The 22,298-nt window shown below is 40.2% G+C and carries 20 protein-coding genes; 3 read left to right on the forward strand and 17 right to left on the reverse strand.

Features of this window, described 5'->3' with window-relative positions; translation table 11 throughout:
* Positions 1 to 13: 13 nt before the first annotated feature.
* The 3 genes from fliE to CWC11_RS02825 all read right to left on the reverse strand — a co-directional run bounded on the left by fliE (position 14) and on the right by CWC11_RS02825 (position 3,037).
* Positions 14 to 346, reverse strand: coding sequence for a flagellar hook-basal body complex protein FliE (gene fliE, locus CWC11_RS02815; RefSeq protein WP_058548558.1), 333 nt, complete (start codon positions 344 to 346; stop codon positions 14 to 16).
* Positions 347 to 503: 157 nt separating this feature from the next.
* Positions 504 to 1,928 carry a sigma-54-dependent transcriptional regulator gene (locus CWC11_RS02820; RefSeq protein WP_138681467.1) on the reverse strand — a complete coding sequence of 475 codons (1,425 nt, stop codon included), beginning with the start codon at positions 1,926 to 1,928 and terminating at the stop codon, positions 504 to 506.
* Complete coding sequence (locus CWC11_RS02825; protein ID WP_104643114.1) at positions 1,925 to 3,037, reverse strand: sensor histidine kinase; 1,113 nt, start codon at positions 3,035 to 3,037, stop codon at positions 1,925 to 1,927. Before CWC11_RS02825 ends, CWC11_RS02820 begins: the two co-directional genes overlap by 4 nt.
* Before the next feature lie 131 nt (positions 3,038 to 3,168).
* Here CWC11_RS02825 and CWC11_RS02830 point away from each other — a divergent pair, with 131 nt between their 5' ends.
* Positions 3,169 to 3,762, forward strand: a complete 594-nt coding sequence (locus tag CWC11_RS02830) for a DNA-3-methyladenine glycosylase I (RefSeq protein WP_138681468.1) — start codon at positions 3,169 to 3,171, stop codon at positions 3,760 to 3,762.
* A gap of 285 nt (positions 3,763 to 4,047) precedes the next feature.
* On the opposite strand, the gene CWC11_RS02835 is transcribed toward CWC11_RS02830, so the two are convergent.
* The gene (locus CWC11_RS02835; RefSeq protein ID WP_138681469.1) at positions 4,048 to 5,484 is read right to left on the reverse strand and encodes a sigma-54 dependent transcriptional regulator; all 1,437 of its coding nucleotides are present in this window, start codon (positions 5,482 to 5,484) and stop codon (positions 4,048 to 4,050) included.
* Between the two features lie 361 nt (positions 5,485 to 5,845).
* Between CWC11_RS02835 and fliS the strand changes: the two genes are divergently transcribed.
* Both fliS and CWC11_RS02845 read left to right on the forward strand, forming a co-directional pair.
* A complete protein-coding gene (gene fliS / locus CWC11_RS02840) occupies positions 5,846 to 6,247 on the forward strand; it encodes a flagellar export chaperone FliS (protein ID WP_138681470.1) in 402 nt (133 codons plus the stop codon).
* Positions 6,248 to 6,251: 4 nt separating this feature from the next.
* A complete protein-coding gene (locus tag CWC11_RS02845) occupies positions 6,252 to 6,548 on the forward strand; it encodes a hypothetical protein (RefSeq protein ID WP_138681471.1) in 297 nt (98 codons plus the stop codon).
* Between the two features lie 86 nt (positions 6,549 to 6,634).
* Here the strand turns inward: CWC11_RS02845 and fliD are convergent, their stop codons facing one another.
* From fliD to CWC11_RS02910, 13 genes are all read right to left on the reverse strand, one after another.
* Positions 6,635 to 8,035 (reverse strand): flagellar filament capping protein FliD, encoded by a 1,401-nt coding sequence (gene fliD, locus CWC11_RS02850; RefSeq protein ID WP_138681472.1) that lies wholly within the window; start codon positions 8,033 to 8,035, stop codon positions 6,635 to 6,637.
* A 56-nt stretch (positions 8,036 to 8,091) separates the two neighbouring features.
* Positions 8,092 to 8,526, reverse strand: coding sequence for a flagellar protein FlaG (locus tag CWC11_RS02855; protein ID WP_138681473.1), 435 nt, complete (start codon positions 8,524 to 8,526; stop codon positions 8,092 to 8,094).
* 167 nt (positions 8,527 to 8,693) lie between these two features.
* Positions 8,694 to 10,178 carry a flagellin gene (locus CWC11_RS02860; protein WP_138681474.1) on the reverse strand — a complete coding sequence of 495 codons (1,485 nt, stop codon included), beginning with the start codon at positions 10,176 to 10,178 and terminating at the stop codon, positions 8,694 to 8,696.
* A gap of 326 nt (positions 10,179 to 10,504) precedes the next feature.
* Complete coding sequence (locus CWC11_RS02865; RefSeq protein WP_138681475.1) at positions 10,505 to 12,010, reverse strand: flagellin; 1,506 nt, start codon at positions 12,008 to 12,010, stop codon at positions 10,505 to 10,507.
* 274 nt (positions 12,011 to 12,284) lie between these two features.
* Positions 12,285 to 13,538: a flagellar hook-associated protein FlgL gene (gene flgL, locus CWC11_RS02870; protein WP_138681476.1), complete on the reverse strand. Its 1,254-nt coding sequence runs from the start codon at positions 13,536 to 13,538 to the stop codon at positions 12,285 to 12,287.
* Between the two features lie 2 nt (positions 13,539 to 13,540).
* Positions 13,541 to 15,550 carry a flagellar hook-associated protein FlgK gene (flgK, locus tag CWC11_RS02875; protein ID WP_138681477.1) on the reverse strand — a complete coding sequence of 670 codons (2,010 nt, stop codon included), beginning with the start codon at positions 15,548 to 15,550 and terminating at the stop codon, positions 13,541 to 13,543.
* A gap of 1 nt (position 15,551) precedes the next feature.
* Complete coding sequence (flgJ, locus tag CWC11_RS02880; protein WP_138681478.1) at positions 15,552 to 16,544, reverse strand: flagellar assembly peptidoglycan hydrolase FlgJ; 993 nt, start codon at positions 16,542 to 16,544, stop codon at positions 15,552 to 15,554.
* A 134-nt stretch (positions 16,545 to 16,678) separates the two neighbouring features.
* Positions 16,679 to 17,773, reverse strand: a complete 1,095-nt coding sequence (locus tag CWC11_RS02885; RefSeq protein WP_138681479.1) for a flagellar basal body P-ring protein FlgI — start codon at positions 17,771 to 17,773, stop codon at positions 16,679 to 16,681.
* Positions 17,774 to 17,784: 11 nt separating this feature from the next.
* On the reverse strand, positions 17,785 to 18,468 hold the full coding sequence (flgH, locus tag CWC11_RS02890) for a flagellar basal body L-ring protein FlgH (protein ID WP_104643125.1): 684 nt from the start codon (positions 18,466 to 18,468) through the stop codon (positions 17,785 to 17,787).
* A gap of 17 nt (positions 18,469 to 18,485) precedes the next feature.
* Positions 18,486 to 19,274 (reverse strand): flagellar basal-body rod protein FlgG, encoded by a 789-nt coding sequence (flgG, locus tag CWC11_RS02895; protein ID WP_002959420.1) that lies wholly within the window; start codon positions 19,272 to 19,274, stop codon positions 18,486 to 18,488.
* 21 nt (positions 19,275 to 19,295) lie between these two features.
* The gene (gene flgF, locus CWC11_RS02900) at positions 19,296 to 20,039 is read right to left on the reverse strand and encodes a flagellar basal-body rod protein FlgF (RefSeq protein WP_104643126.1); all 744 of its coding nucleotides are present in this window, start codon (positions 20,037 to 20,039) and stop codon (positions 19,296 to 19,298) included.
* 142 nt (positions 20,040 to 20,181) lie between these two features.
* Complete coding sequence (gene flgE / locus CWC11_RS02905) at positions 20,182 to 21,552, reverse strand: flagellar hook protein FlgE (RefSeq protein WP_138681480.1); 1,371 nt, start codon at positions 21,550 to 21,552, stop codon at positions 20,182 to 20,184.
* Between the two features lie 58 nt (positions 21,553 to 21,610).
* Positions 21,611 to 22,291 carry a flagellar hook assembly protein FlgD gene (locus CWC11_RS02910; RefSeq protein ID WP_138681481.1) on the reverse strand — a complete coding sequence of 227 codons (681 nt, stop codon included), beginning with the start codon at positions 22,289 to 22,291 and terminating at the stop codon, positions 21,611 to 21,613.
* Positions 22,292 to 22,298 lie beyond the last annotated feature (7 nt).

The following is a 22,298-nucleotide window of genomic DNA, read 5'->3' on the forward strand; positions in this document are numbered from 1 at the left end:
CTCCACTACCTAGTTAAACAGGCATGTTCATGATTTCTTTGTAAGCTTCTACAAGTTTATTACGAACCTGTACTGTTGCTTCAAATGCTACTGATGATTTTTGCGAAGCAATCATTGCATCGGCAAGCGATACACTGCGATCGCCCATTTCAACTGCTTTTACTTTTTGGCCTGTGTCTTGTTGTAGCTCATGCACTGTATTTAATGCATTACTTAACATATCGCCAAACTGTGCGCTTGAAGGTGATTGAACCTGAGTAGGCAGCTTATTTGCTTGATTACTGCGGCCAGCTTCTAAGGCCATTGATTGCATTTCTTGAAATACAGCGCTGTTTTGAATTTTCATAATTTTTCTCTGACGGTGCAGTTAACTCTTAAAGGTAATAAAGCACAAAGTATGCCAAATAAATAAACCTTTAAATACATATGGTTAACACTTTATTTGGTGAGTCAGAGTTTTGACAACCCTAAATTCGCAGTACGAATTTAGGGTTTATAGGAAGCTATGCAGGAAGTGAAATACCTAAGTCGCGCATTTGCGCTAATTTATAACGTAAAGTACGCGGACTAATACCGAGTGTTTCGGCTACATCTTTTCGCTTACCTTGGCAACGCGCTAACGTTTCTAAAATTATTCGATGCTCTTTATCTTTTAGTTCGTCTTTGTAGCTGCCGGTATCTGGTGTTGGCAAATCTTGTTGAGGAATTACATCAGCACTTTGCTGATCGTAATAAGCAGTACTGAGTGACTTTTTCTCTACCAATTCACTTTTTTCAGGCTGTGGAATAACAAAGTTGCTCGGTGCTAAATTTTCAATAAAAATTGCATGCTCATTTATTGTATCGCCACTTCGCAGTATAAGTGCACGTTGGATCACGTTATCAAGTTCGCGCACATTGCCAGGCCACGCATGCGCAAGTAACTTTTGCTCGGCCACGCTATCTAAATACGCCATTGGCTCTTTGCTTTTAGCTATGTGGCGCTCTATTAAGTGTTTAGCTAGCACAATTATATCACCAGGGCGCTCGCACAAAGGTCGCCACATAAGCGGAAATACATTTAGTCTGTAATATAAATCTTCTCGGAATTGATTATCAGCCACTGCTTCTTTTAAATCGCGGTTACTTGTTGCAAGTACACGTACATTTAACTGAATTGTTTTACGGCCACCTAAACGCTCTACTTCGCGCTCTTGTAAAACGCGTAATAATTTAGCCTGTAGGCCTAAATCCATTTCGGTTATTTCATCAAGTAAAATAGTGCCGCCTTGTGCTTGTTCAAATTTACCAGGACACGCTTGAATAGCCCCTGTAAAGGCGCCTTTTTCATAGCCAAACAAGGTTGCTTCAAGCATATTTTCAGGTATTGCTGCACAATTAATTGCTACAAAAGGCTCATTGCAGCGGCTTGATTTATCATGAATATAGCGTGCTAATACTTCTTTACCTGAGCCACTAGGGCCAAGCACCATAACACTTGCATCAGAGCGCGCAACTTTACTTGCCAGCTCTAGGAGCTGAATACTCGTTGGATCGGCAACAATGGGGCCATCGGTGTCTTTAGGTTTTTCAGGTAAGTAACGGCTCACCATGTTTAATAGTACTTCAGGGGCAAATGGTTTTGCCATGTAATCAATAGCCCCTAAGCGCATTGCCTCTACTGCATCATCAATTGTTGCATAAGCGGTCATCATCAATACGGGTAAATCAGGGTGATTTAATTTAATACTACGCAGTAAATCAAGGCCACTCATTGCGCCCATTTGAACGTCGCTTACCACTAACGAAAATGGCTCTTTTTTAAGTAATAGCATTGCCTGCTCTGCACTATTTGCAGCAACACATTCAATACCCGACATTTCAAGCGTATCAATTAAGGCTTCGCGTAAGCCCGCATCATCCTCGACAACTAAAATAGTGTTACTCATGATGATTCCTCTAATTTAGATGTTGTTTTAATGGGAAGTAACAAACTAAAGCAGGCTCCCCCGTGTTCATTATTAGCCACGTCAACACGACCTTGATGCGCATTAGCCACCGAACTTACAACCGCAAGCCCTAAACCTGTACCTTGGCTTTTTGTAGTAAAAAATGGCTCAAATATCTTATCGCCTTGGCTTAAATCAACGCCTGGGCCATTATCACTAACACTAATTCGTACCATATTTGGGTCGTGTGAATCTGTTTGCGCCGTTATTTTTACCGCTGCGCCATTACCAATAACTTGAATACTGTTATGCACTAAATTTTGAATCGCGCTCGCAAGTGCAGTTTTATTACCCACAATTTGTATATCGGGCTCAGGTAGGCTTACATCTAGCTCACTGTTATTTAGGGCTACCATAGCGTCAGCGCCCGTTTTAACCTCTGTTAATAACTGCTGCATAGAAACTTGCTCAACAACCTGCTGATCACCACTTTTTGCAAATAGCAGCATGTCGTTAACTTGGGTTTCTAAGTCTTTTAATCGCGACATTAATTTAGTTTGAAAGTTATCACGAGAGGCTTCTGGTAAGCGTTTTGAGCCTAAATTAGCAGCGTATAACATAGCCGCAGAAAGTGGCGTACGGACCTGATGCGCCAATGAAGCAACCATTTTACCCAGCGCACTTAAACGCTGCATATGAGCAACCCTTTTCTGCAATCGGCGGGTTTCTGTTAAATCGGTCATTAATATAAGCTGGCCAGGCTCTGGAGCGAGTGCGGTTATATCAAGCTTTATTAAACGACCATCTTTAAGCGACACTTCGTGCCCATCATCTTGATGCGGGCGAAAAGAGCGCTGAATCACATTAAACCACTTCTCACCCTCTAGTGGCTCACCAAGCATATCTATCGCTATTTGATTCGCTTTCGCTATCATACCTTTGCCATCTAGTACCACCACACCTGCGGGCATAGTGTCTACTAAATGCGAAAGCCAGCTTGCTTGCTTACGCAGATCGCTTAACTCACCAATGTACTCCTCTTGAAGTAAACATGGGTTATACTGATTTGCAGAAATAAACTGTGGTTTTAACACGCTTGCAAGAGCCATAATCAAATCTCGAATTGATGTAGATACAGGGCTAAATGCACAATTTATACCAAATTTTATTTATATATTTTTCATTAAGTTAGACACTAATTTAAGCGACATAAAAATGACGCACACTAAAAGGGATCATAATGAGTGAGCAAAAAAAGTGCCGTTGTCCGTGGCTCGACACCACTAAACCAGACTACGTTATTTATCACGATGAAGAATGGGGCGTGCCACTTTATGATGATACAAAACTATTTGAATTTATTACGCTAGAGTCGGCGCAAGCGGGTTTAAGTTGGTACACCATTTTAAAAAAGCGTGAAGGCTACAAAAAAGCATTTGCTAATTTTGATGTGCACAAAGTAGCTAAATTTACAGCTGATGACATTGAGCGACTCATGCTTGATGAAGGTATTGTGCGTAACCGCTTAAAAATTGCAGCAACTGTAAATAACGCTAAACGATTTATAGAAATTCAAAAAGAGTTTGGTAGCTTTAGTCATTACCAATGGCAGTTTGTAGGCAATAAGCCAATTATTAGTAATTTAAATAACATTGATGACTACCCTGCAATTTCAGAGGTATCTACCGCGTTTGCAAAAGATTTAAAAAAGCGTGGTTTTAAGTTTTTAGGCCCTACAACGGTATACGCACATATGCAGGCATGCGGTATGGTTAACGACCATAGTAATGATTGTTTTAGAAAAGAAGAAATTATTAAGGCTTTTGGTGAATAAGTGTCTTATAACCATAAAAGTGATCTGTTCACAAAGAGGGTAAGAGACGCTTCGCTTTAGAGAAGTAACGTGTAAGTTAACTATGGTTTCTCATTTGCCTTCGTTTTTAAGATGCGTGTTTAAGTAATTAAAAGCTGCGCTTTTCAAGCGAGCAAGCTCGGCGTCTACCGCCAAGGTTCAAGTTTGCGTTTATCTTGTAAACGCAAACTTGCATGCGTAATGGGCAAAACCCGTAAAGTGATAGCTTACAATGAGTATAAAAAGTATTTTGTCTTTTAGGAATGATTAGTCTCGCGACAAGTTATACTTTTTCATTTTTTCGACGAGCGTTGTACGCCTTACACCTAATATTTCCGCGGCGCGTGCCACAACATAATCAAAGCGTTCAAGTGCTTGGGTAATTAAGCTAATTTCAAGCTCTGCTAAATAGTCTTTAAGCTCAATACCATCATCAGGTAGTAATCCACTGCCTTGTTGATTAAATTCAGCTTCGGGTTCAGAGTCATAATCACTAAAACCAGTGCTAAAAATATCGTTAAAGGCATCTTTTTCTAAAAGCTCTTCTGGGTACTCTGGCTCGTAGGCATCAACTTCTATGTAACGATATTTATTTGGTAAATCAGGTACATCCACCACCTTTTCAGGAAACATAATAACCATACGCTCAACTAAATTAGCAAGCTCACGAATATTGCCTGGCCACGCATGTTCTTTTAAGCTCTCAACCGCGCGTTCTGTAAATTTAGCGGTGGTGCCACTTTGCTCATTAACACGGCGCATTAACTCTTTTAATAGCAGTGGAATGTCATCAGCGCGCTCACTCAGGGAAGGGTTTTCAATAGGAAATACATTCAAGCGATAATATAAATCTTCTCTAAAACTCCCCTCTTCTATCATGTTTTCGAGGTTACGATGAGTAGCGGCAATAACCCGCACATCAGCCTGTATGGCTTTTGTGCCACCCACTCTCTCGTAGCTGCGCTCTTGCAACACCCTTAGTAACTTAACTTGCATTTGCAGAGGCATATCACCTATTTCATCTAAAAACAGTGTACCACCTTGAGCAAGTTCAAAACGTCCTTTACGCGCCGATATAGCCCCTGTAAACGCCCCTTTTTCGTGCCCAAACAACTCACTTTCAAGCAACTCCCCAGGTATTGCACCACAGTTAACCGGCACAAATGGCCCTGTATTACGCTTAGACAATAAGTGCACGTTGCGCGCAACAACCTCTTTACCTGTGCCCGACTCACCTAAAATAAGCACGTTTGCATCGGTTTTAGCCACTTGCTCAATTAAAAAGCGTACGTCTTTAACTGCATCAGTTTCACCTACTAAACCATCAAATGCTTTATGAGGTTTATGGCCTTTATGGTCCGTTGGTAACATACGCTGATATTGCTGGCAATCGTGCAGCAATTGCGTGGTTACTTCGTGATTGAAAGGCTCACAAATTAAGCCTACAACATTTGCAATGCTTAGTAGTGGCTTAAGTGTTTCACCAATTAATAAAAAAGGGAGTGTTGGGTAGCGTTTAATTAAGCTTTCGTGATCTAAGCTTTGCAATGCACCTAAGATTACTATGCATTCTTGCTGCTGATACTTACTGCATATTTGCTCAAAGCTAGACTCATCTAGCAATTGTACAGCCTCACCTATAAAGGTAAGTGATGCGTTTAATCCTATTGAGCGATTGTTATTATTATCTAAAATCAAGATCATAGTTAGCGAGCCGTACTTTCACTAATTCATTTAATTAGTTAAATTGTAAGCCAGTTCAGCGTGGATGCAAGCGATAGCGGCAGTTTTTTGACATAAACGCCAAAAAACAGACGGACTAGCAAAATCAATCATACTTAAGAATTAATCATTAAGTATCAATTTATAAAAACCTTATATAAAAGCTAACTAAAAATTTTAAAGTACAAATTACCCAATATACAAAATATATAAGCTATTATTTACTTAAGTTGAAAGTAACAATGCCGATAACTATACAAATGTAAAATGCTTGGCATTAATATTGCTTTTGTTTTGATATAAGTTTTACATAATTTTAGTAGTTAAATTTTAGGATTTTCCCATGGCACATGTCTCACTGAAAAAATACAGCCAAGTTCGTGCAAGTAACATTGCAGAAATGGCGCCGTATGAACAAATAAACCTTATTTTTAGTAATATTATTGGTCGCTTAGCTGCTACTAAGGGTTTTATTGAACGCAAAGAAATAGAAAAAAAAGGCGAAAACCTCTCAGCATGCATTTTATTATTAGGTGCACTGCAAGATGCGCTTAACTTAGAAGTAGAACAAGATCCTAGTATTTCTGATAATTTATTGGCGCTATACGCCTACTGCCAGCGCAAATTAACGCAAGCTAATATAAATAATGATATTGAAGCAGTTGTTGAAGTTTCAAGCATCATTAAAGAAATAAAAGAAGGTTGGGATAGTATTCCAGCAGATCAACGCAATCCTGCGGTATAATGCTATGGGTCAAAGCCTTTCAGCTAAAGCAGAGCAAATTGGTGAGTTGCTTAATAATATTGAATCATTAGTACAAAGCAATAAAGCTGAAGAAGCTAAACCAATTATGGATACTTTAAATATTGAGCTTAAAAGCTGGTGCGAAAGTGATACTCCGCCAAATGCTCAAGAATTAGAGGCTATACAAGCTGCTATAAACACGATTAACAAGCAAGCAATGGCTAAAAAAAATGAATCATCAAAAGCTATCATTAAGCAAAAAAAATCGGGGAAAGCAATTTCAGCATACAAGTCGATTTAATTACTTACATATTAATTAACGTAAATAGCAGGCATAAAAAAACCGTTTTTAAACGGTTTTTTTGTGCTCATAATAAGTATTAAGAGTTAAGAGTTATTACTCACTACACCTGGCATATTTTCAAGCTGAGCTTGCACATAGCTACTAGTTGAGTTTAGGCTCGCTACCAGTAAATCCATAGCATTATATTGAGCGTATAATCGAGAAGAAAGCGACTCCATTTTACTTGTTAAGCTTTCACGCTGATCATCAATATCATCTAGTTGATTTGTTTTACTATCAATACGATTCTGAATAATACCGTCGGTGTCGGTATAAAAACTCATAAGTTCGTCAAATGATTGGGCAAAACCATCTTCATCAGTGCCTACAAAAAACTGTTGTACTAAATTTACATTAGCGTCTATTTGCTCATCGAGTGTTTCAGTATTTAGCGTTAAAACACCATAACGATCTGTTTCAACGCCCAGCTGAGAAAGTGACAATGAGTTACCATTTCCTAAATCCACAGAGTCGGTAATCTGCTCTCTTAATTTAGACATTACACCACGCAATAACGAATCGCCGGCCATTACACCAGCGCCATCTTCACTTGAAGCACCGAGGGTATTACTAAGCTCAAGTAGTTCGTTATAGCTGGAAATAAAGTTATTTAAGCCTGATTGAATATTATTGTTATTTTCGGTTACTGATATATCACTTAAATCATCATCAGTGTCATGTGCTTTTTTAGCGGTGATTGTTATACCATCTATAACATCAGTAAACGTATTTGAGGAACTACTAACTGTGAGTGAGCCATCAATGGTAATGGATGCATCGGTTGCAGCAATAATTTCAGATGCATTTTGCACACCTGCAGAGTCAAAAGCTAAACGAGATAGCCCGTTGGTATCGGTGTTATTGCCGTCAGTATCCGTTACTTCTACTTTAATCTCGTTCTCTAAGCCACTCTCTTTAGCTGAAAGAACTAGATGCTGGCCTGTATCATCCGTTATTATTGTTGCGTTTATACTATCGTTATCGCTGCTGTCGTTAATTGCATCTCTAATTTCACTCAAAGTAGCAGTGTCTGATACTTCAATATCAAAGCTGTTGTCGCCCGAGCTAAGAGTCATTGTACCTTCACCCACAGCAGCGTCAGCATCAAAGGCTTCAGAAAGTATTTTATGCTCCGTAGCAAGGTTATTAACCTCTACAGAATAACCACCTGGCTGTGCGTCTTCATCAGCGCTAATAGAGATGAAATCATCATTGCCTGACGTACTGCGTTTTTGGTAATTATCTGAATCACCTAACGCTTCCATTGCTGTTTGCACTTGCTGTAGTGCAGACTTTAAAGCCCCTACAGCAGAAATATCAGTAGTTAAAGTGCTCTCTTGAGTATTTAGGCGAGCCTCAGCAGGAGCCTGCTCAGCGTTAACTAATGCATCAACTATGTCTGATACAGCTAAGCCAGAGCCTAAGCCATTAAACGAAATAGACATACTTCACCTCTTTATACTCAAAAAATTTAACTAATAATATATCAACGATACGTCGACTAAACGGTTTGGTCTATTAAAATACCCGCAGATTCAGAAAGCTTTGACACTAAACTTAATACCTCTTCCGAAGGGTATTGCTTAATTACATCACCACTGGTTTTATCTAGTATTTTAATTACATCACGCCCTGAATCTTCGTCAACTTGAAATTGTAGACTGCGATTCATTTCACCCATAAAGTCTTGCAATTGTTGCGCCACTTTTTCAAGCTGTTCACGCTCAAGCTGTTGGTTTGGCGAACTATTAGTCTCAGTTCCTTGTTGTGCGTATTGGTTGCTTAACTGATTTTGTGGGCCTTGTTCATCCGTTTTATTTACGTCATCAACAGCTCGCTGAGTCAATACTGAGCCAGCCTGCCCTATTTGTTTATCTTCACCAGTTAAAGATGTTGATGCTATAGTAACTTCTGCGTTTGAAGTAATGGTGTTCATAACGCCTCCTAATATTGCCGAAATTGTATACTTATTAGACTAACAATAGCTTAATTTATACCCTTAAACCACAAAAGGAGGTAGCTAAAGCCACCTCCTTGTTTTTTAAAACTAATACTGACTTTTTGTACTAGCTAGCTACCCATTAAGCTATAACGTTTTACTTATTAACCTAATAAGCTAAGTGCTGTTTGTGGTAACTGATTCGCTTGCGATAAGATTGACGTACCCGCTTGTTGCAAGATTTGGTTTTTCGTCATCTCTGCAGTTTCAGTTGCAAAGTCAGTATCTTGAATACGGCTACGTGAAGCAGATACGTTTTCAGAGATGTTAGACAAATTGCTAATAGTATGGTCAAAACGATTTTGAACCGCACCTAAGCTTGCACGTTGTGAATCGATATTTGCAATAGCATTATCAATAATTGCTAACGCATCTTGTGAGTCTTTTTGGCTTGTAATATTAATATCTGCAACATCATTTAATTTACTGGTTACAGGGTCTGTTCCTGCCGCTAAAGAAGCATCACTTGCGTCTACACTAAATGTCTCTGAAGAGTTCAACTGAACAGCACCCGATACCCTGGTTGCACCAGCTGCGTCATTTATTGTTACCGCTGTACCAGCAGCGCCATCATAACCTTCAGGTGTAACGTCAAGTGCAACTGTTGGTGTAGCATTGCTGTCGGTTAAATCTGCAAATGTAATATCTGCGCCGTTATTGTTTGATACAGAAAGAGCACCATTTTCAATTGTTGCAGTAACACCGGTATCATCAGTAGCACTGTTAATAGCCTCAGCTAGTGCTTGCTCATCACCAGCTTTAGTGCCAGTACCAACAAATGATAGCTTTTCGCCATTAAGCTCAAAACTAACTACATCATCTGCACCCGCTAGACCTGAAAGAGACAAACCAGCTTCTGTTCGTGCTTGAGCCGTAACACCTGTAGAGCTCGTAACACTATTAATTGCAGCCGCAGCATCTTCAGCGCTCGCACCAGCTTCAATAGTTACCTGAGCGTCATTACGTCCAGAAATGTCATATGTACCACCAGCAACAGCACTATCAGCTAAAGCGGCTGTTGCAGCTGCAGCTTGACCAAAGCCATCAGCCGCTGCAGATTGTAAGTTTACTTGATTAGAACCAATTTTTTCTGCTGCTACACTCGACAGGGAAACATTAATTGTTTCGTTAGAGTTAGCACCAATTTGGAATGACTTAGAACCAAAGCTACCGTCTAAAAGTTGTTGACCACCAAATGATGTTGTATCAGCGATACGAGTAAGTTCTGTTTGTAATGCAGAGACTTCCTTTTGAAGTGACTCACGGTCTTCAGTTGAGTTTGAGCCGTTAGCAGATTGTAGTGCTAGCTCACGCATGCGTTGTAAAATGCTTGTTGATTCACTCATAGCACCTTCAGCTGTTTGTGCCATTGAGATACCGTCGTTAGCGTTACGTTGTGCTACTGCTAAACCATTTACTTGTGAAGTTAAACGGTTTGAAATTTGTAGGCCTGCCGCATCATCTTTTGCGCTGTTGATACGCATGCCTGATGATAAACGCTCCATTGACGTTGCAAGGTCAGAACCTGAAGTAGATAGGTTACGCTGAGCGTTTAATGAAGATACATTTGTATTTACTGAAATCATAATAAAACTCCTGATTACTTTCGTAATGTGACTGTTTAGATTTAACCAAGAGCTGTCACAATTGTATGTTCAAGCTCTGTACTGGTTAAGTTAACGGCAGGAGAAAATTTATCTTTAGCGTTATTTTGATTTATTTTTAAAGTTATTCACAAAACAAATCTAAGTGAATAATTTTAAAGGAAATAATAAAAATCACCCCATGAAAAAATAAAAAATTACCCCATAAAAAATTTTTCATTCACGTACAGCGTGCTATTTATAGTCAAAGACTAAAAAGCACACCTTAAAAGGTGTGCTTTATATTAGCAGTTTAAGAATACTGTTCGTTACTAACCACCTAATAAGCTAATAGCTGCTTGTGGAACCTGGTTCGCTTGCGAGAGGATTGACGTACCCGCCTGCTGCAGTATTTGGTTTTTAGTCATTTCAGCAGTTTCCGTAGCAAAATCTGTATCTTGAATACGACTACGTGATGCCGATACATTTTCTTCAATGTTGGCAAGGTTGTTAATTGTAAAGCTAAATCGGTTTTGAACTGCACCTAAGCCAGCTCTTTGCGCATCAATATTGGCGATTGCATTATCAATAACAGATAACGCATCTTGGGACCCTTTTTGAGTGGTCACATCAATGTCAGCTGCATCTTCAAGCTTACTGGTAGTCTCGTTAATAGTAGCAGCTAATGATGTATTATTTGCAGTAGCAGTAAACACTTCTGCAGAATTAAGCTGGATACTCCCCATTACTCGTGTTGAATCTGTAGCAGTACCACTTGTAAGTGTTACTGCGGTATCTGGGTTACCATCATAAGATGCTGCGGTAACATCTAAAGTAGCAGCAATCGCTGCACCTGTAGCATCAGTAGTTTCAAAATCTTCGATTACTACGTCTTCGCCTTGGTTATTAGAGATAGTTAGTACGCCATTTTCTATTACAGCTGTAACTCCGTGCTCATCAGTACGCGCATTTATAGCTTCAGCCATTGCTTGTTCGTCACTATCAGCATTAGCAGTTGCAACAAATGATACTTTTTCGCCATTTAGTTCAAAGCTTACGATTTCATCAGCAACGGTAGCTGCACCACCTATATTAAGTACAGCCTCTGTTCTAGCTTGGGCTGTTACCCCTGTTGTACCGGACATTTGATTTATTTTAGCTGCCGCACCTTTTGCACTTGTTCCTGCTTCGATATTTACAGCTGAGTCTTCTCGACCTGAAATAGTATACACCCCAGTAGCAACTGAGTTAGCGGGTGCTGTTGCTCCAGCAGCTGCGGCGGTACCAAAGCCTGTGTTAGCGATACCTTGTAGGTTTAATTGGTTTGAGCCAATTTTTTCAGCTGCAACACTTGATAATGATACATTAATAGTTTCGTTAGCGTTAGCACCGACTTGGAACGCCTTACTACCGTAACTGCCATCAAGTAATTGCTGACCACCAAATGAGGTTGTATCTGCAATACGTGTTAACTCAACCTGAAGTGCTGATACTTCTTTTTGCAGCGCTTCGCGGTCTTCTGCTGAGTTTGAACCATTCGCTGATTGCAGAGCAAGTTCACGCATACGCTGAAGTATGTTAGTTGACTCACTCATTGCACCTTCAGCGGTTTGCGCCATTGAGATACCATCATTGGCATTACGCTGAGCAACTGATAAACCATTAATTTGTGAGGTTAAGCGGTTTGAAATTTGCAGGCCTGCCGCATCATCTTTAGCGCTATTAATACGCATACCTGATGATAAACGCTCCATTGAGGTTGCTAAACCTTCGCCAGATTTAGTTAAGTTACGTTGTGCGTTTAGTGACGACACATTAGTATTTACTGTTAATGCCATTTTACCATCTCCTAGGTTTAAACAGAGTGTGGTTCAACACGTTTTAACAGGAACCACTATTCGATAATTTCTTACTATTAGAAAAGCATTTACTGTGCCAACTTTTAAATTAATATAACCAATTGTTTTTAAAGTGTTTTCAATAAAAACATCAAACGTTAATAATAAGTTATCTATTTAGCGGGAGTGACGACAATTTATTGCCGCTATTTTCAGGGAGGTTTTGCCGCTTTGTATTAACTAAAGCGGCAAGGTATTTCTGCTTATAATCAGTTTATAAGTAATCAAACAAAGAAAGATTAGTTAAACGGCCAAACGTCGCTTGTGATGCTTGCAGTGCGGTTTCTTGTTTAGTGAGTTCACTAATAGCTTCTGCCATATCTACTTCTACTAAGTCAGATAGATTACTTTTATTTTGTATATCTTGTGCAAGGTTAGAGTCGCTAACTCTTTCAAGTGCATTCATACGCCCACCTAAACTTGCTTGCGTAAATACAACTTGCTCGCTGGCGTTTTGTAATTGAACTAAACCATCGGCTAATACTTGCTGAAAGTCATCACCCTCAAGTGTGCCGTCATTTAAACCTGTAATAAGCGATTGCAAGGTATTAAGTACATTTTCTTTGCCTGGCTTTTCAAGGCTGAAATCAAGCTGACCAGGTGCTGTGCCTTCAAATTCAATTTTCATACCGGCAAAATCGATCGGTTCATCAGTAACTTCATCCGTTACTGTTGGTGTTAGTGGAGCACCATCTCTATATATTTCGTAAGTTTGGGGATCATCAGCCGTAGCACCGGGGCTTACAAGTACACTATATGTATTTGCAGTCGCTGAGGCTGTTGGGTCTGCGTTGTAATTTGCTTGATGGAAGTTATCAAACTCAGTTTGGCCATCAACATAAACACTTGCCGCTGTAATAGAACCCGAAACTGTCGCTGTATTTGACGCAACATTCAAGCGTGCATCAGTTTTCTCGAACGTATCAAAACCGTTATCGCTAGATTTAATACTTACGCCTTCAGCAATGGTAATTACATGCTGGCCTTGATCTCCGTTATAAGTATATTCACCCGCAGTAGAATCAAATTGGTAAGGTTGAGTACTGTCTTGGTAGCCTGAAAAAATAAACTTACCGTCTTCTGAGCGAGTATTCATTAAATTGACGAGTGTTTTCTGTATTTCACTCAATTCGGCGGCAATAGACTCTAAATCATCTTGTGTATAAGCACCATTACCTGCTTGAATAGTCAGCTCTTGTGCTTGTTGAATATTAGTATTTATACTTTGTAAGATGGTCTCTTCAGTTTCTAGGCGACCATTTAATTGGTCAATATTTTTAGAATGCTGCTCGTTTGTTTGTATTTTATTTGAATACAGCATCCCTTGCGAAATAGCAGCAGGCGCTTCTGAGGTCGTTAAATACTTCTCCCCTGTCGTTACTTGCTCTTGTGCATTAGCAACACTTTGCTGGTTGTCGAGTATTTTATTTATATTATTTTGGTACATTAAGTTATTTGATAAACGCATAATTACCTCGCCGCACTTAATAAGGTGTCAAAAATTTCTTGAGCTGCAGCCAATACTTGTGCTGATGCTGAATATGATTGCTGAAAACGCAGTAAATTAGCGGCCTCTTCATCTAGGTTTACACCCGAGAGCGACTCATACCACGCTTCTGATTGCTGAGCTAGCGCATCAAATGCACTTGCACTGGTAATTGCTTGACCGGTTACTACGCCAATATCACTCACTAAGCCTGAATAGGCCTGATTAAATGTGTCGTGATTGTCGGCAGTGGCTGTAGTTACTACATTTTTACGAACTAATTCGCCATTTTGTAAATCAGCTAGTTTTAAACCATTACGGTTATCATCAAAGCCGCCTTCATTAAATTCAAGAGTAAACGTATCTCCAGTGGCTGGCGTGCCTTCAATGTCAAAGTCAAAGCCATAGCTGTCAAAAGGTGCGCCTGCTTGGGCGAGCATACCTTCAGCCGGAGGCGTAATAGTAAATGTTGAAGTACCACTTGCATCTGTAATTTGGTATTCGTTTGCAGTGCCTGTTTTAACTAAGGTTATTTCACCGTTTGTTAAGCCTGGCGCCGAAGTAAAACCACCTGAGGTAACACTTGTTACCTCTCCTGCTGAAATAGTTGCTGTACTTGTATTGTCGATACTATTTGCTGTACGAATTGGTGAAGCAAGCGCTAGGTCTTCACCGCGACTGGTAGCAAGTGTAATACTGGTAGCGGCTTCTGAGTTTAATTTAATTTGAAACTGATCGCCTTCAACACCACTTCCTGTAACATTAATTTGTAAACCAAATGACTCTCCAGTTGTAATGTCGTCTGAGTTAATAACACCTGACGCTGGTATTGTCGCTAAAGAAGCGCTGCCAACTGGTTCACCTTTATTGTCGATGGGTTGAATACTTACTTCATCCGCATTGGCGGTGTAGGTAATAATAAAGTCACTAGCCGGTAATTCACTGCCTTTGCCGGGTTCTACTGTGGCTGTCATATTAGTAACACCACCGCTATTATCTTTATACGCATAAGCGCCGACGGTAGGTATATTAAATATATCACCGCCTAACTCGCCGTTAGCATCCATACCCAATTTATTTTGTTCGTTAAACGCATCAGCAATTGCCAATCCCATTTGGCCTATTTGGTTTTGTGCTGGTACTAAGATGTCATCTCTAAATGCGAGTAAGCCGCCAATTTTGCCTTTTAATTTACTTGAATCTATTTCTAGCGGCACAGCTTTGCCGCCATTTACGTCAAGTGTGAGTTCTTTAAAATTAGGATCCGGGTCGCCCGACAGTGAAAACAAGTTAAAAGTACCGTTCTCCATAACTAAAGACTCGCCAGAGCCCATAAATACAAGCTTTTCGCCATTTGGGCCATCAAGAGTTTCTATATCAACTAATTCTGATAGCTCACGAATTGCTAAATCTCGTTGATTGTAAATAGAGCTTGCATCTGATGCGTTATTTGTTCCGTTTACTACCGCTATTTCTTGGTTTAGCGTATTAATATTTTGAATTAATGAATTTGCCTCATCAGAAAAAATCTCGAGTTGTTCGTTCACTATGCTTTGTTGCTCAAGCACAATGCCTGAAAGCCTATCCATTTGATCAACTAAGCTTTGCGCATCGGTCATTACCAATGAGCGAGCAACAGATGAAGAAGGCTGGTTTAATGCCTCTTGCACGTTGTTAAATAGTGAGTTTATACCCGTTGATAAGTTATTCGACTCTTCAGAAAAAATAGTATCTACTCGATTTGCCTCTGTAACAAACTGATCAAAAAATGATTTATTAGAGGTGTCGCGGTTTAATTGTGATTGGGCAAACTCGTTTAGTAATCGATATGTTTCACCACGTCCGACTTGGTTATCAACCATAGTTGTAAACTCGGTGCGCTCACGAACATAGCCTTCGGTGTTTACATTGGTGATATTTTTACTGGTCGTTTGCAACAGCTCAGAGCTTGCTCTAACACCTGCACTGGCAATATTTAATAAACTAAACGACATATTACTTCACTCCTTGGGCAAACGCGCTTGTTGCAATATTTTTAAGCTCACTGCTATTTAGCACTTTTTTTATTTTACTCGCGTAATTAGGATCGGTTGCGTAGCCTGCTTTTTGTAGTGAATCTAAAAATTCATTTGGCTTTGCGGTATTTTGTAGTGCTTCTTCGTAACGTGGGTTTTGCGTTAAAAAATCAACAAAGTCGTTTACGCTATCTTTAATAGAATCGTAGGCTCTAAAGCTTGCTTGTTTTTTAACAGCTGTACCTTGCTCAAACTCAAGTGTTACTTTACTTGCTTTGTCGCCTTCCCAGCTTTTATCTGACTTAATATTAAATAAGTTATTTGAACTGCCACCATCACTTTTACTAATGATGTGCTTACCCCAACCCGTTTCAAGGGCGGCCTGAGCCACCATTACAGCTGGGTTTAAGCCAATTTTTTGTGCTGCAGTTTTAGCGTGTTCCCACACTGAGCTTACAAACTGCTCTGCTGTTTCAAAATTAGTGCTACTCGCTTTAGGCTCATTAATATTGGCTTGAGTACTATCAATAGCAGCTGCTTGTTGCTCGTTTTCCTCATGCGCAAGTGTTGACCCAGCACGCTTGTCACTAAAAAAGTCATTTGTTGTTCTTAGCACTGAACCGGGCATAAAGTTATCTGCTTCTGGCGAAAGCTGCTGCACTATTAAATCAGCTAAACCTAGAGAGCCGTTTGATGAAAGCTCAGAGGAAAGTTGCTGATCGTGCATTTCTTCAAAAAACTTTACACCACTTGAATTAAAAGGACTGTCTTCGTCTTCGAAAGCTTCATTTGCTTTGCGCATTCCTTTTAGCAGCATTTGCGTAAAAATAGCTTCAAATTGTGCAGCCGCTTTTTTAAGCGCAGCTTTTGAGGCATCAGTTGATGCATCACCGCTGTTTAAAGCGTCTTGACGTAATGTATTTAAATTACTTAAATCAAAAAAGTTTTGCTTATCGAGGTGATTTGTTTCCATCAGCTTTTTGACACAAAAATGAATAATGCTTTAACAAATGCAAAAATTGAGCCAAAGAAGGGGAAACAATAAAAAGCTTAAGACCCTTTTGTACACTTAAGCTTTATTTGGAAGGAGTAACAACCTGCAACTAATTAAATAACAACAAGCTGACCGTTAATGGCCCCCGCTTCTTTTAGGGCTTCTAAAATAGCCATTAAATCGCCAGGCGCTGCACCTACTTCGTTTATTGCACGCACTAAATCGTCAAGACTAACGCCCGGGTTAAAAACAAACGCACGAGAGTCATCTTGGCTTACATCAATAATGCTTTGCTGCGTGACAACAGTATCGCCGTTTGCTAGCGGATTTGGTTGAGAGACATTTTGTTGCTCTGCAATTGTTACAGTTAAGCCACCATGCGTAATTGCCGCTGGCTGAAGCTTTACGTTTTTACCAATAACAATGGTACCTGTTCGCGAATTAACAATAATTTTTGCTGCTGTATCAGCGGGTTTAAACTCAAGGTTTTCAAGCGTAGATAAGTAAGACACACGCTGCGAAGCATCCCGCGGCGCTAAAACTCTTATAGAAGCAGCATCAAGTGCTTGTGCGCTATTAGGGCCCACTAAATCGTTAATCGTTTTTTCTAAGCGTTTAGCAGTTGTGAAGTCTGGGCGATTTAAATTAAAAGTAATGTAATCACCTTGCATAAACGGGCTTTCTACGGCGCGCTCTACAGTAGCACCATTTGGCACTCTGCCAACTGTAGGTGTATTAATTACAACTTTACTGCCATCAAGCCCTTGGGCGCCTAAACCACCGACAATTAAGCTACCTTGTGCAATTGCGTACACATTGCCATCTACCCCTTTTAAGAAGGTTTGCAGCAACGTACCACCACGTAAACTACCTGCACTACCAATAGACGATACAGTGATGTCAATTGTTTGCCCTGGTTTTCTAAAAGCGGGTAACTCAGCATGAACAGCTACTGCAGCTACATTTTTAATTTTAGGACTTTGCGTAGAAGGAAGCGTAATACCAAAACTATTTAGCATGCCTCTGAAGCTTTGTTGCGTATATGAGTTTTGCTCTCCAGTGCCAGGTAGGCCAACAACTAAACCATAACCAACTAATTGGTTAGACCTTACGCCTTCGACCATAGACACGTCTTTAATGCGCTCGGCGCTCGCAGTAAACTGCAAGCTTAGTAAAACGACTAAACATAAAGCTTTTAGGCTCTTCATGTTGCTACCCTCTAAAATGGAAACAGCGAACTGCTAAAGAAGCGTGTAAGCCAACCTGGACTTTGCGATTCTTGTGTTTGACCTTTACCCGAGTACTGAATACGAGCATTTGCAATGCGATTAGACTCTACTGTGTTATCGGCACTTACATCTTGCGGGCGAACTAAGCCTTCGAGCCTAATAAATTCTTCACCGGTATTTAAGGTTAGCCATTTTTCGCCACGAATAACTAAATTACCATTTGGTAAAACACGCATAACATTTACCGAAATATCGCCTACTAAACTGTTAGATTGGTTTGATTTAGAATCACCCGTAAACGATGAATCGCTGCCAATACCAAACTGAATACTGTCACCACCAATATTTACAGGTAAACCACCTAAGCCTATTACGGGATCGAGACTTGCGTCAGTTTCTTTATCTGTTTCTGTTTTAGCGGCTTTAGTCGCTTGGGTAGACTCTTCAAGTTTAACCGTAATTATATCGCCAGTGCGCAGTGCTTTTTTGTCTGAATATAAATCGTTAGAAGTATGAGTATTAAATAAAGACCCAGTTGCTACCAGGGGCTCTACGACAGGCTCTGGGTACATAGGTGCATAGTACGGATCGTCTTGTACTACTTCACTATTTTGCGTAGACATACAGCCACTTAAAAATAAAGCACCTGCTGAAATAAATAAAATTTTACGCATAAAAGTCCCCTTACTCTTTAAAGCTGTTGATTAATGTAACTCATCATTTCGTCAACGGCCGAGATAACCTTCGAGTTCATCTCGTAAATACGCTGCGTTTCAATTAGATTAACCAGCTCTTCAGTTACATTTACGTTTGATGTTTCAAGCGAACCTTGAATAATACTTCCAAGCCCTTCAACTCCTGGGTTACCTTGCACCGGTGCACCACTTACAGCAGTTTCGGTATAAAGATTTTGTCCAATTGGCTCAAGACCTGATGGATTAATAAAGTCACTAATTGTTAACTGCCCAATAACCACATTATCGGCTTGACCTGCAACACGTACCGATACTTCACCATCTTGTGAAACGGTTATTGATTGTGCGTCATCTGGTACATTCATCTCTGGCTGAATTACGTAGCCAGCTCCAGAGGTTACAATTCGTCCATCGCCATCTGTTGTAAATTGGCCATTGCGTGAGTAGGCAATATTGCCATCTGGCTGAAGTACTTCAAAAAAACCTTCGCCAGAAATCATCCAATCTAAAGAGTTCTCGGTAGTTAGCATATTACCTTGAGTAAACTCTTTTTGGTTGGCAACCACCTTAGCACCCGCACCTAACATTAAACCTGACGGCATTTCGGTATCTTGCGATGAACGACCACCCGGTTGATTAATATTTTGATAGAGTAAGTCTTCAAATATAGCGCGGCTTTTTTTGTAACCTACAGTGCTGGCATTCGCTAAGTTATTTGAAATAACCGATATATCGGTTTGTTGAGCGTCTAGCCCTGTTTTACTGATCCACAATGCTGGATTCATAATTATGCCCTCATTTTAAAGTTAAACTATGCGCATGAGCTGATCTTGACGTTCATCAATTTCTTCAGCTGTTTTCATTAGTTTTACTTGTAATTCAAATTGACGCTGGTGACTTATCATGTCGACCATTTCGTGAACAGGGTTCACATTAGACATTTCAAGCGAACCACTTAATACTTTTACATTTGCAGAGGTATCAACAGCTTGCCCTGCTACAGGCCTAAATAAACCATCGTTACCTTTTTCAAGTTGCGAGCTGTTAGCTTCTACAACTCTTAGCGTGTCAACTTCTTCTAAGAAGTTAGCCGGTGCACCCTGTGGGCGTACTTGAATGGCACCATCTTCACTAAAACCAATTTTTTCGACCGGTACAGGTAAAATAACAGGGCCACCCTCGCCAATTACTTGACGACCATGACTTGTTACTAACATGCCTTGCGCTGTGATATTAAGCGTACCTACTTTTGTGTAAGCTTCGTTGCCCGATGCATCTTGTACTGCAAGCCAAGCGTTATCGCTCATCGCAATATCTAAATCGCGTCCGGTTTGTATTATGCCACCCGATACCATGTTTGAGCCTGGGCGCTCTTGCATTGAAAATACACGTGTCGGCAAACCTTCGCCAAACGCTTGCATAGAGCGCGCCTGAGCAAAGTCAGCTTTAAAGCCAGTTGTATTTGCATTCGCCAAATTATTGGCTTTAAGCGCAAGCCCCTGCAGGCTTTGCTTAGCGCCAGAGGCGGCAATGTAGACCATTTTGTCCATAGTATCGACTCACATAAAAATCTCTGAATTGATAAATGCAAAATAGATGCCAGATTAAAATTGACGCAATAAACAGGAAGGTTTTATACAGGAGATCATAAAAAAGGCTGCAAAAATGCAGCCTATTTGAATTAAATTTAACTTATCGAATCTGCAAAATACTTTGCTGAATGGTTGAGTTAACTTCAAGCGCACGTGAGTTAGCCTGGTAGTTTCGTTGGGCTGTAATCAAATCTACAAGCTCGTTAGTCAAGTTTGTATTTGATTGCTCAAGTGCAGAGGAATTAATGCTACCAAAAGTACCTGATCCTGCTTCACCTGCAACAGGCTCTCCAGAGTCAATACTTTGCTTCCAACTTGTATCGCCTACTTGCGATAAACCTTGTGAATTAGGGAAGCGAACCATAGCAACTTGACCTAGGTAAGTTGAATCGCCATTACTGTATGAAGCAACAAGTTTACCATCGGTGCCAATATCAATACCCGCTAAACGACCTACTGTTGAGCCATCTTGATCAAGTGCTTTTACTTCAAAACCACTCGAGTACTGAGTAGGAATACGACCAGCGGTGTTATTTTCATCACGCCAGTTCAGCTCAATACCTGTGCTAGGAAATGTTGCACCGTTATCAAGCATCGTCGATAGCCCAGTGCCTGCACCTGCTGGTAGGTTTATTTCGTCAAACGTTGTTAAGTTCGTGTTTGCCACGCCACCGGTTGTAGCAGGTAAACCGCTTGAGTCGAAACCTAGTGTAGTGATAGGTGTATATGGCGTGGTAGTTTGTTCTGCGCCCGATGTACCATCAACAACTTTACCATCAAGAGTGGCATATACTTCCCAGCTGTTGTCTGTCCCACCTGAAGCGGCATCTTCTTCTTTAACAAAAAAGTATTGTAAAATATGTGGCTCACCTAATGAATCATATACAGTTGTTGATGTAGACGAGTTGTACGTACCATTTGATGTAGGGTCAAAATCTATACCCGTTGGATCTGCAGTTGCATCTAAGTTAAACGATAAAAATACGTTTTCTGTCGCTCGGGGTGAACCCGACGAATCTGGAATTTGTATTGGGTTAGTTGTACTTAAGCTTACCGATGTTGTATCGCCTGTTGACGAATCAACTGGAAAGGCTTGTAAATAATTACCTTTAGCATCTACCATAAAATTATCTTGGTTAAGCTTAAATGCGCCCGCACGTGTGTATGTTAAATCTTGCGATGAAATATCATCAGTCATCGCAAAATAACCTTCACCCGTAATCGCTAAATCTAATGAGTTATTAGTAAATTGCAACGATCCCTGATGAAACTGTTGTGCAACCATAGTGGTTTGTACACCATCACCATTTTTAGTTTTGCCTGCGCTAAATACTGATGATGCATATACATCAGCAAACTCAGCACGTGATTCTTTAAAGCCTGTTGTGTTAACGTTTGCAATATTATTTGCTGTTACGTCTAAATCTTTTTGTGCGGCAGCAAGGCCGGTTAATGCAATATTGAAGCTCATAATTCACCTCTAACCTTTAAATATGTGGCCTGCTGGCAGGCAAAAAATACTAAATTTATTATGCGATTTCTGCAACATCTGTCAGTCTAACCGCGCCTTCTTTAGTGTTAATAATAATGCCGCTTGAGCCATTTATATTAACGCTTTCAATGTTCTTAAATGTCGCTATTGGTAAGCTTGAAAATTCACCGTCGGTACTTCCTTCAGCTGATACAGTGTATTCACCTTCAGGTAAGCGCTCACCGTCTTCGTTTGTACCATCCCAAGTAAAACGAACCGCTCCAGCAGGCTGAGAGCCCATATCAATTGTTTTCACTAATTGACCTGACGCATCAGTTACCTTAATTTTTAAATTATCAACCGCGGCTTCTGCAACTGCAGACCCTTTAGCATCACCTGTTTCGTTCAAATCTAAAGTGTTAGACTCTAATAGCGCCTGCTTACCTACAAGTGTTGAAGCTTGCAAAGCAGAGTTAGAGGTCATTGATGAAGCTAAAGATTCAAAGTTTGTGTTTAAATCAGTAATGCCTTGCGCCATCGTAAAATTAGTCATTTGTGCAATCATTTGATCATTATCCGCAGGGTTACTGGGATCTTGATACGATAATTGCTGAGTTAACAAAGAGAAAAAGTCTTCTTGCGTTAACGCGTCACTTTCCTCATCAGCTGTTGCTACTTGTTTGTCTTGCCAAGTAATAGAGTCTAAATAGGATGAACTGGTACTAATATCGTTACTCATAACCTAC

This window comes from Pseudoalteromonas sp. S3178 (genome assembly GCF_005886985.1).
Taxonomy (GTDB): domain Bacteria; phylum Pseudomonadota; class Gammaproteobacteria; order Enterobacterales; family Alteromonadaceae; genus Pseudoalteromonas; species Pseudoalteromonas carrageenovora.

Excerpts from the sequence above, each read along its gene's own strand:
- flgL (WP_138681476.1), bottom strand. The coding sequence starts at position 13,538 with ATGCGTTTATCAAATAACTTAATGTACCAAAATAATATAAATAAAATA.
- fliE (WP_058548558.1), bottom strand. The coding sequence starts at position 346 with ATGAAAATTCAAAACAGCGCTGTATTTCAAGAAATGCAATCAATGGCC.
- CWC11_RS02835 (WP_138681469.1), bottom strand. The coding sequence starts at position 5,484 with ATGATCTTGATTTTAGATAATAATAACAATCGCTCAATAGGATTAAAC.
- flgJ (WP_138681478.1), bottom strand. The coding sequence starts at position 16,544 with ATGGAAACAAATCACCTCGATAAGCAAAACTTTTTTGATTTAAGTAAT.
- CWC11_RS02855 (WP_138681473.1), bottom strand. The coding sequence starts at position 8,526 with ATGAACACCATTACTTCAAACGCAGAAGTTACTATAGCATCAACATCT.
- CWC11_RS02830 (WP_138681468.1), top strand. The coding sequence starts at position 3,169 with ATGAGTGAGCAAAAAAAGTGCCGTTGTCCGTGGCTCGACACCACTAAA.
- CWC11_RS02820 (WP_138681467.1), bottom strand. The coding sequence starts at position 1,928 with ATGAGTAACACTATTTTAGTTGTCGAGGATGATGCGGGCTTACGCGAA.
- CWC11_RS02885 (WP_138681479.1), bottom strand. The coding sequence starts at position 17,773 with ATGAAGAGCCTAAAAGCTTTATGTTTAGTCGTTTTACTAAGCTTGCAG.
- flgF (WP_104643126.1), bottom strand. The coding sequence starts at position 20,039 with ATGGACAAAATGGTCTACATTGCCGCCTCTGGCGCTAAGCAAAGCCTG.
- CWC11_RS02825 (WP_104643114.1), bottom strand. The coding sequence starts at position 3,037 with ATGGCTCTTGCAAGCGTGTTAAAACCACAGTTTATTTCTGCAAATCAG.
- flgH (WP_104643125.1), bottom strand. The coding sequence starts at position 18,468 with ATGCGTAAAATTTTATTTATTTCAGCAGGTGCTTTATTTTTAAGTGGC.
- flgG (WP_002959420.1), bottom strand. The coding sequence starts at position 19,274 with ATGAATCCAGCATTGTGGATCAGTAAAACAGGGCTAGACGCTCAACAA.
- CWC11_RS02865 (WP_138681475.1), bottom strand. The coding sequence starts at position 12,010 with ATGGCATTAACAGTAAATACTAATGTGTCGTCACTAAACGCACAACGT.
- CWC11_RS02845 (WP_138681471.1), top strand. The coding sequence starts at position 6,252 with ATGGGTCAAAGCCTTTCAGCTAAAGCAGAGCAAATTGGTGAGTTGCTT.
- CWC11_RS02910 (WP_138681481.1), bottom strand. The coding sequence starts at position 22,291 with ATGAGTAACGATATTAGTACCAGTTCATCCTATTTAGACTCTATTACT.
- flgE (WP_138681480.1), bottom strand. The coding sequence starts at position 21,552 with ATGAGCTTCAATATTGCATTAACCGGCCTTGCTGCCGCACAAAAAGAT.
- fliS (WP_138681470.1), top strand. The coding sequence starts at position 5,846 with ATGGCACATGTCTCACTGAAAAAATACAGCCAAGTTCGTGCAAGTAAC.
- flgK (WP_138681477.1), bottom strand. The coding sequence starts at position 15,550 with ATGTCGTTTAGTTTATTAAATATTGCCAGTGCAGGTGTTAGAGCAAGC.
- fliD (WP_138681472.1), bottom strand. The coding sequence starts at position 8,035 with ATGTCTATTTCGTTTAATGGCTTAGGCTCTGGCTTAGCTGTATCAGAC.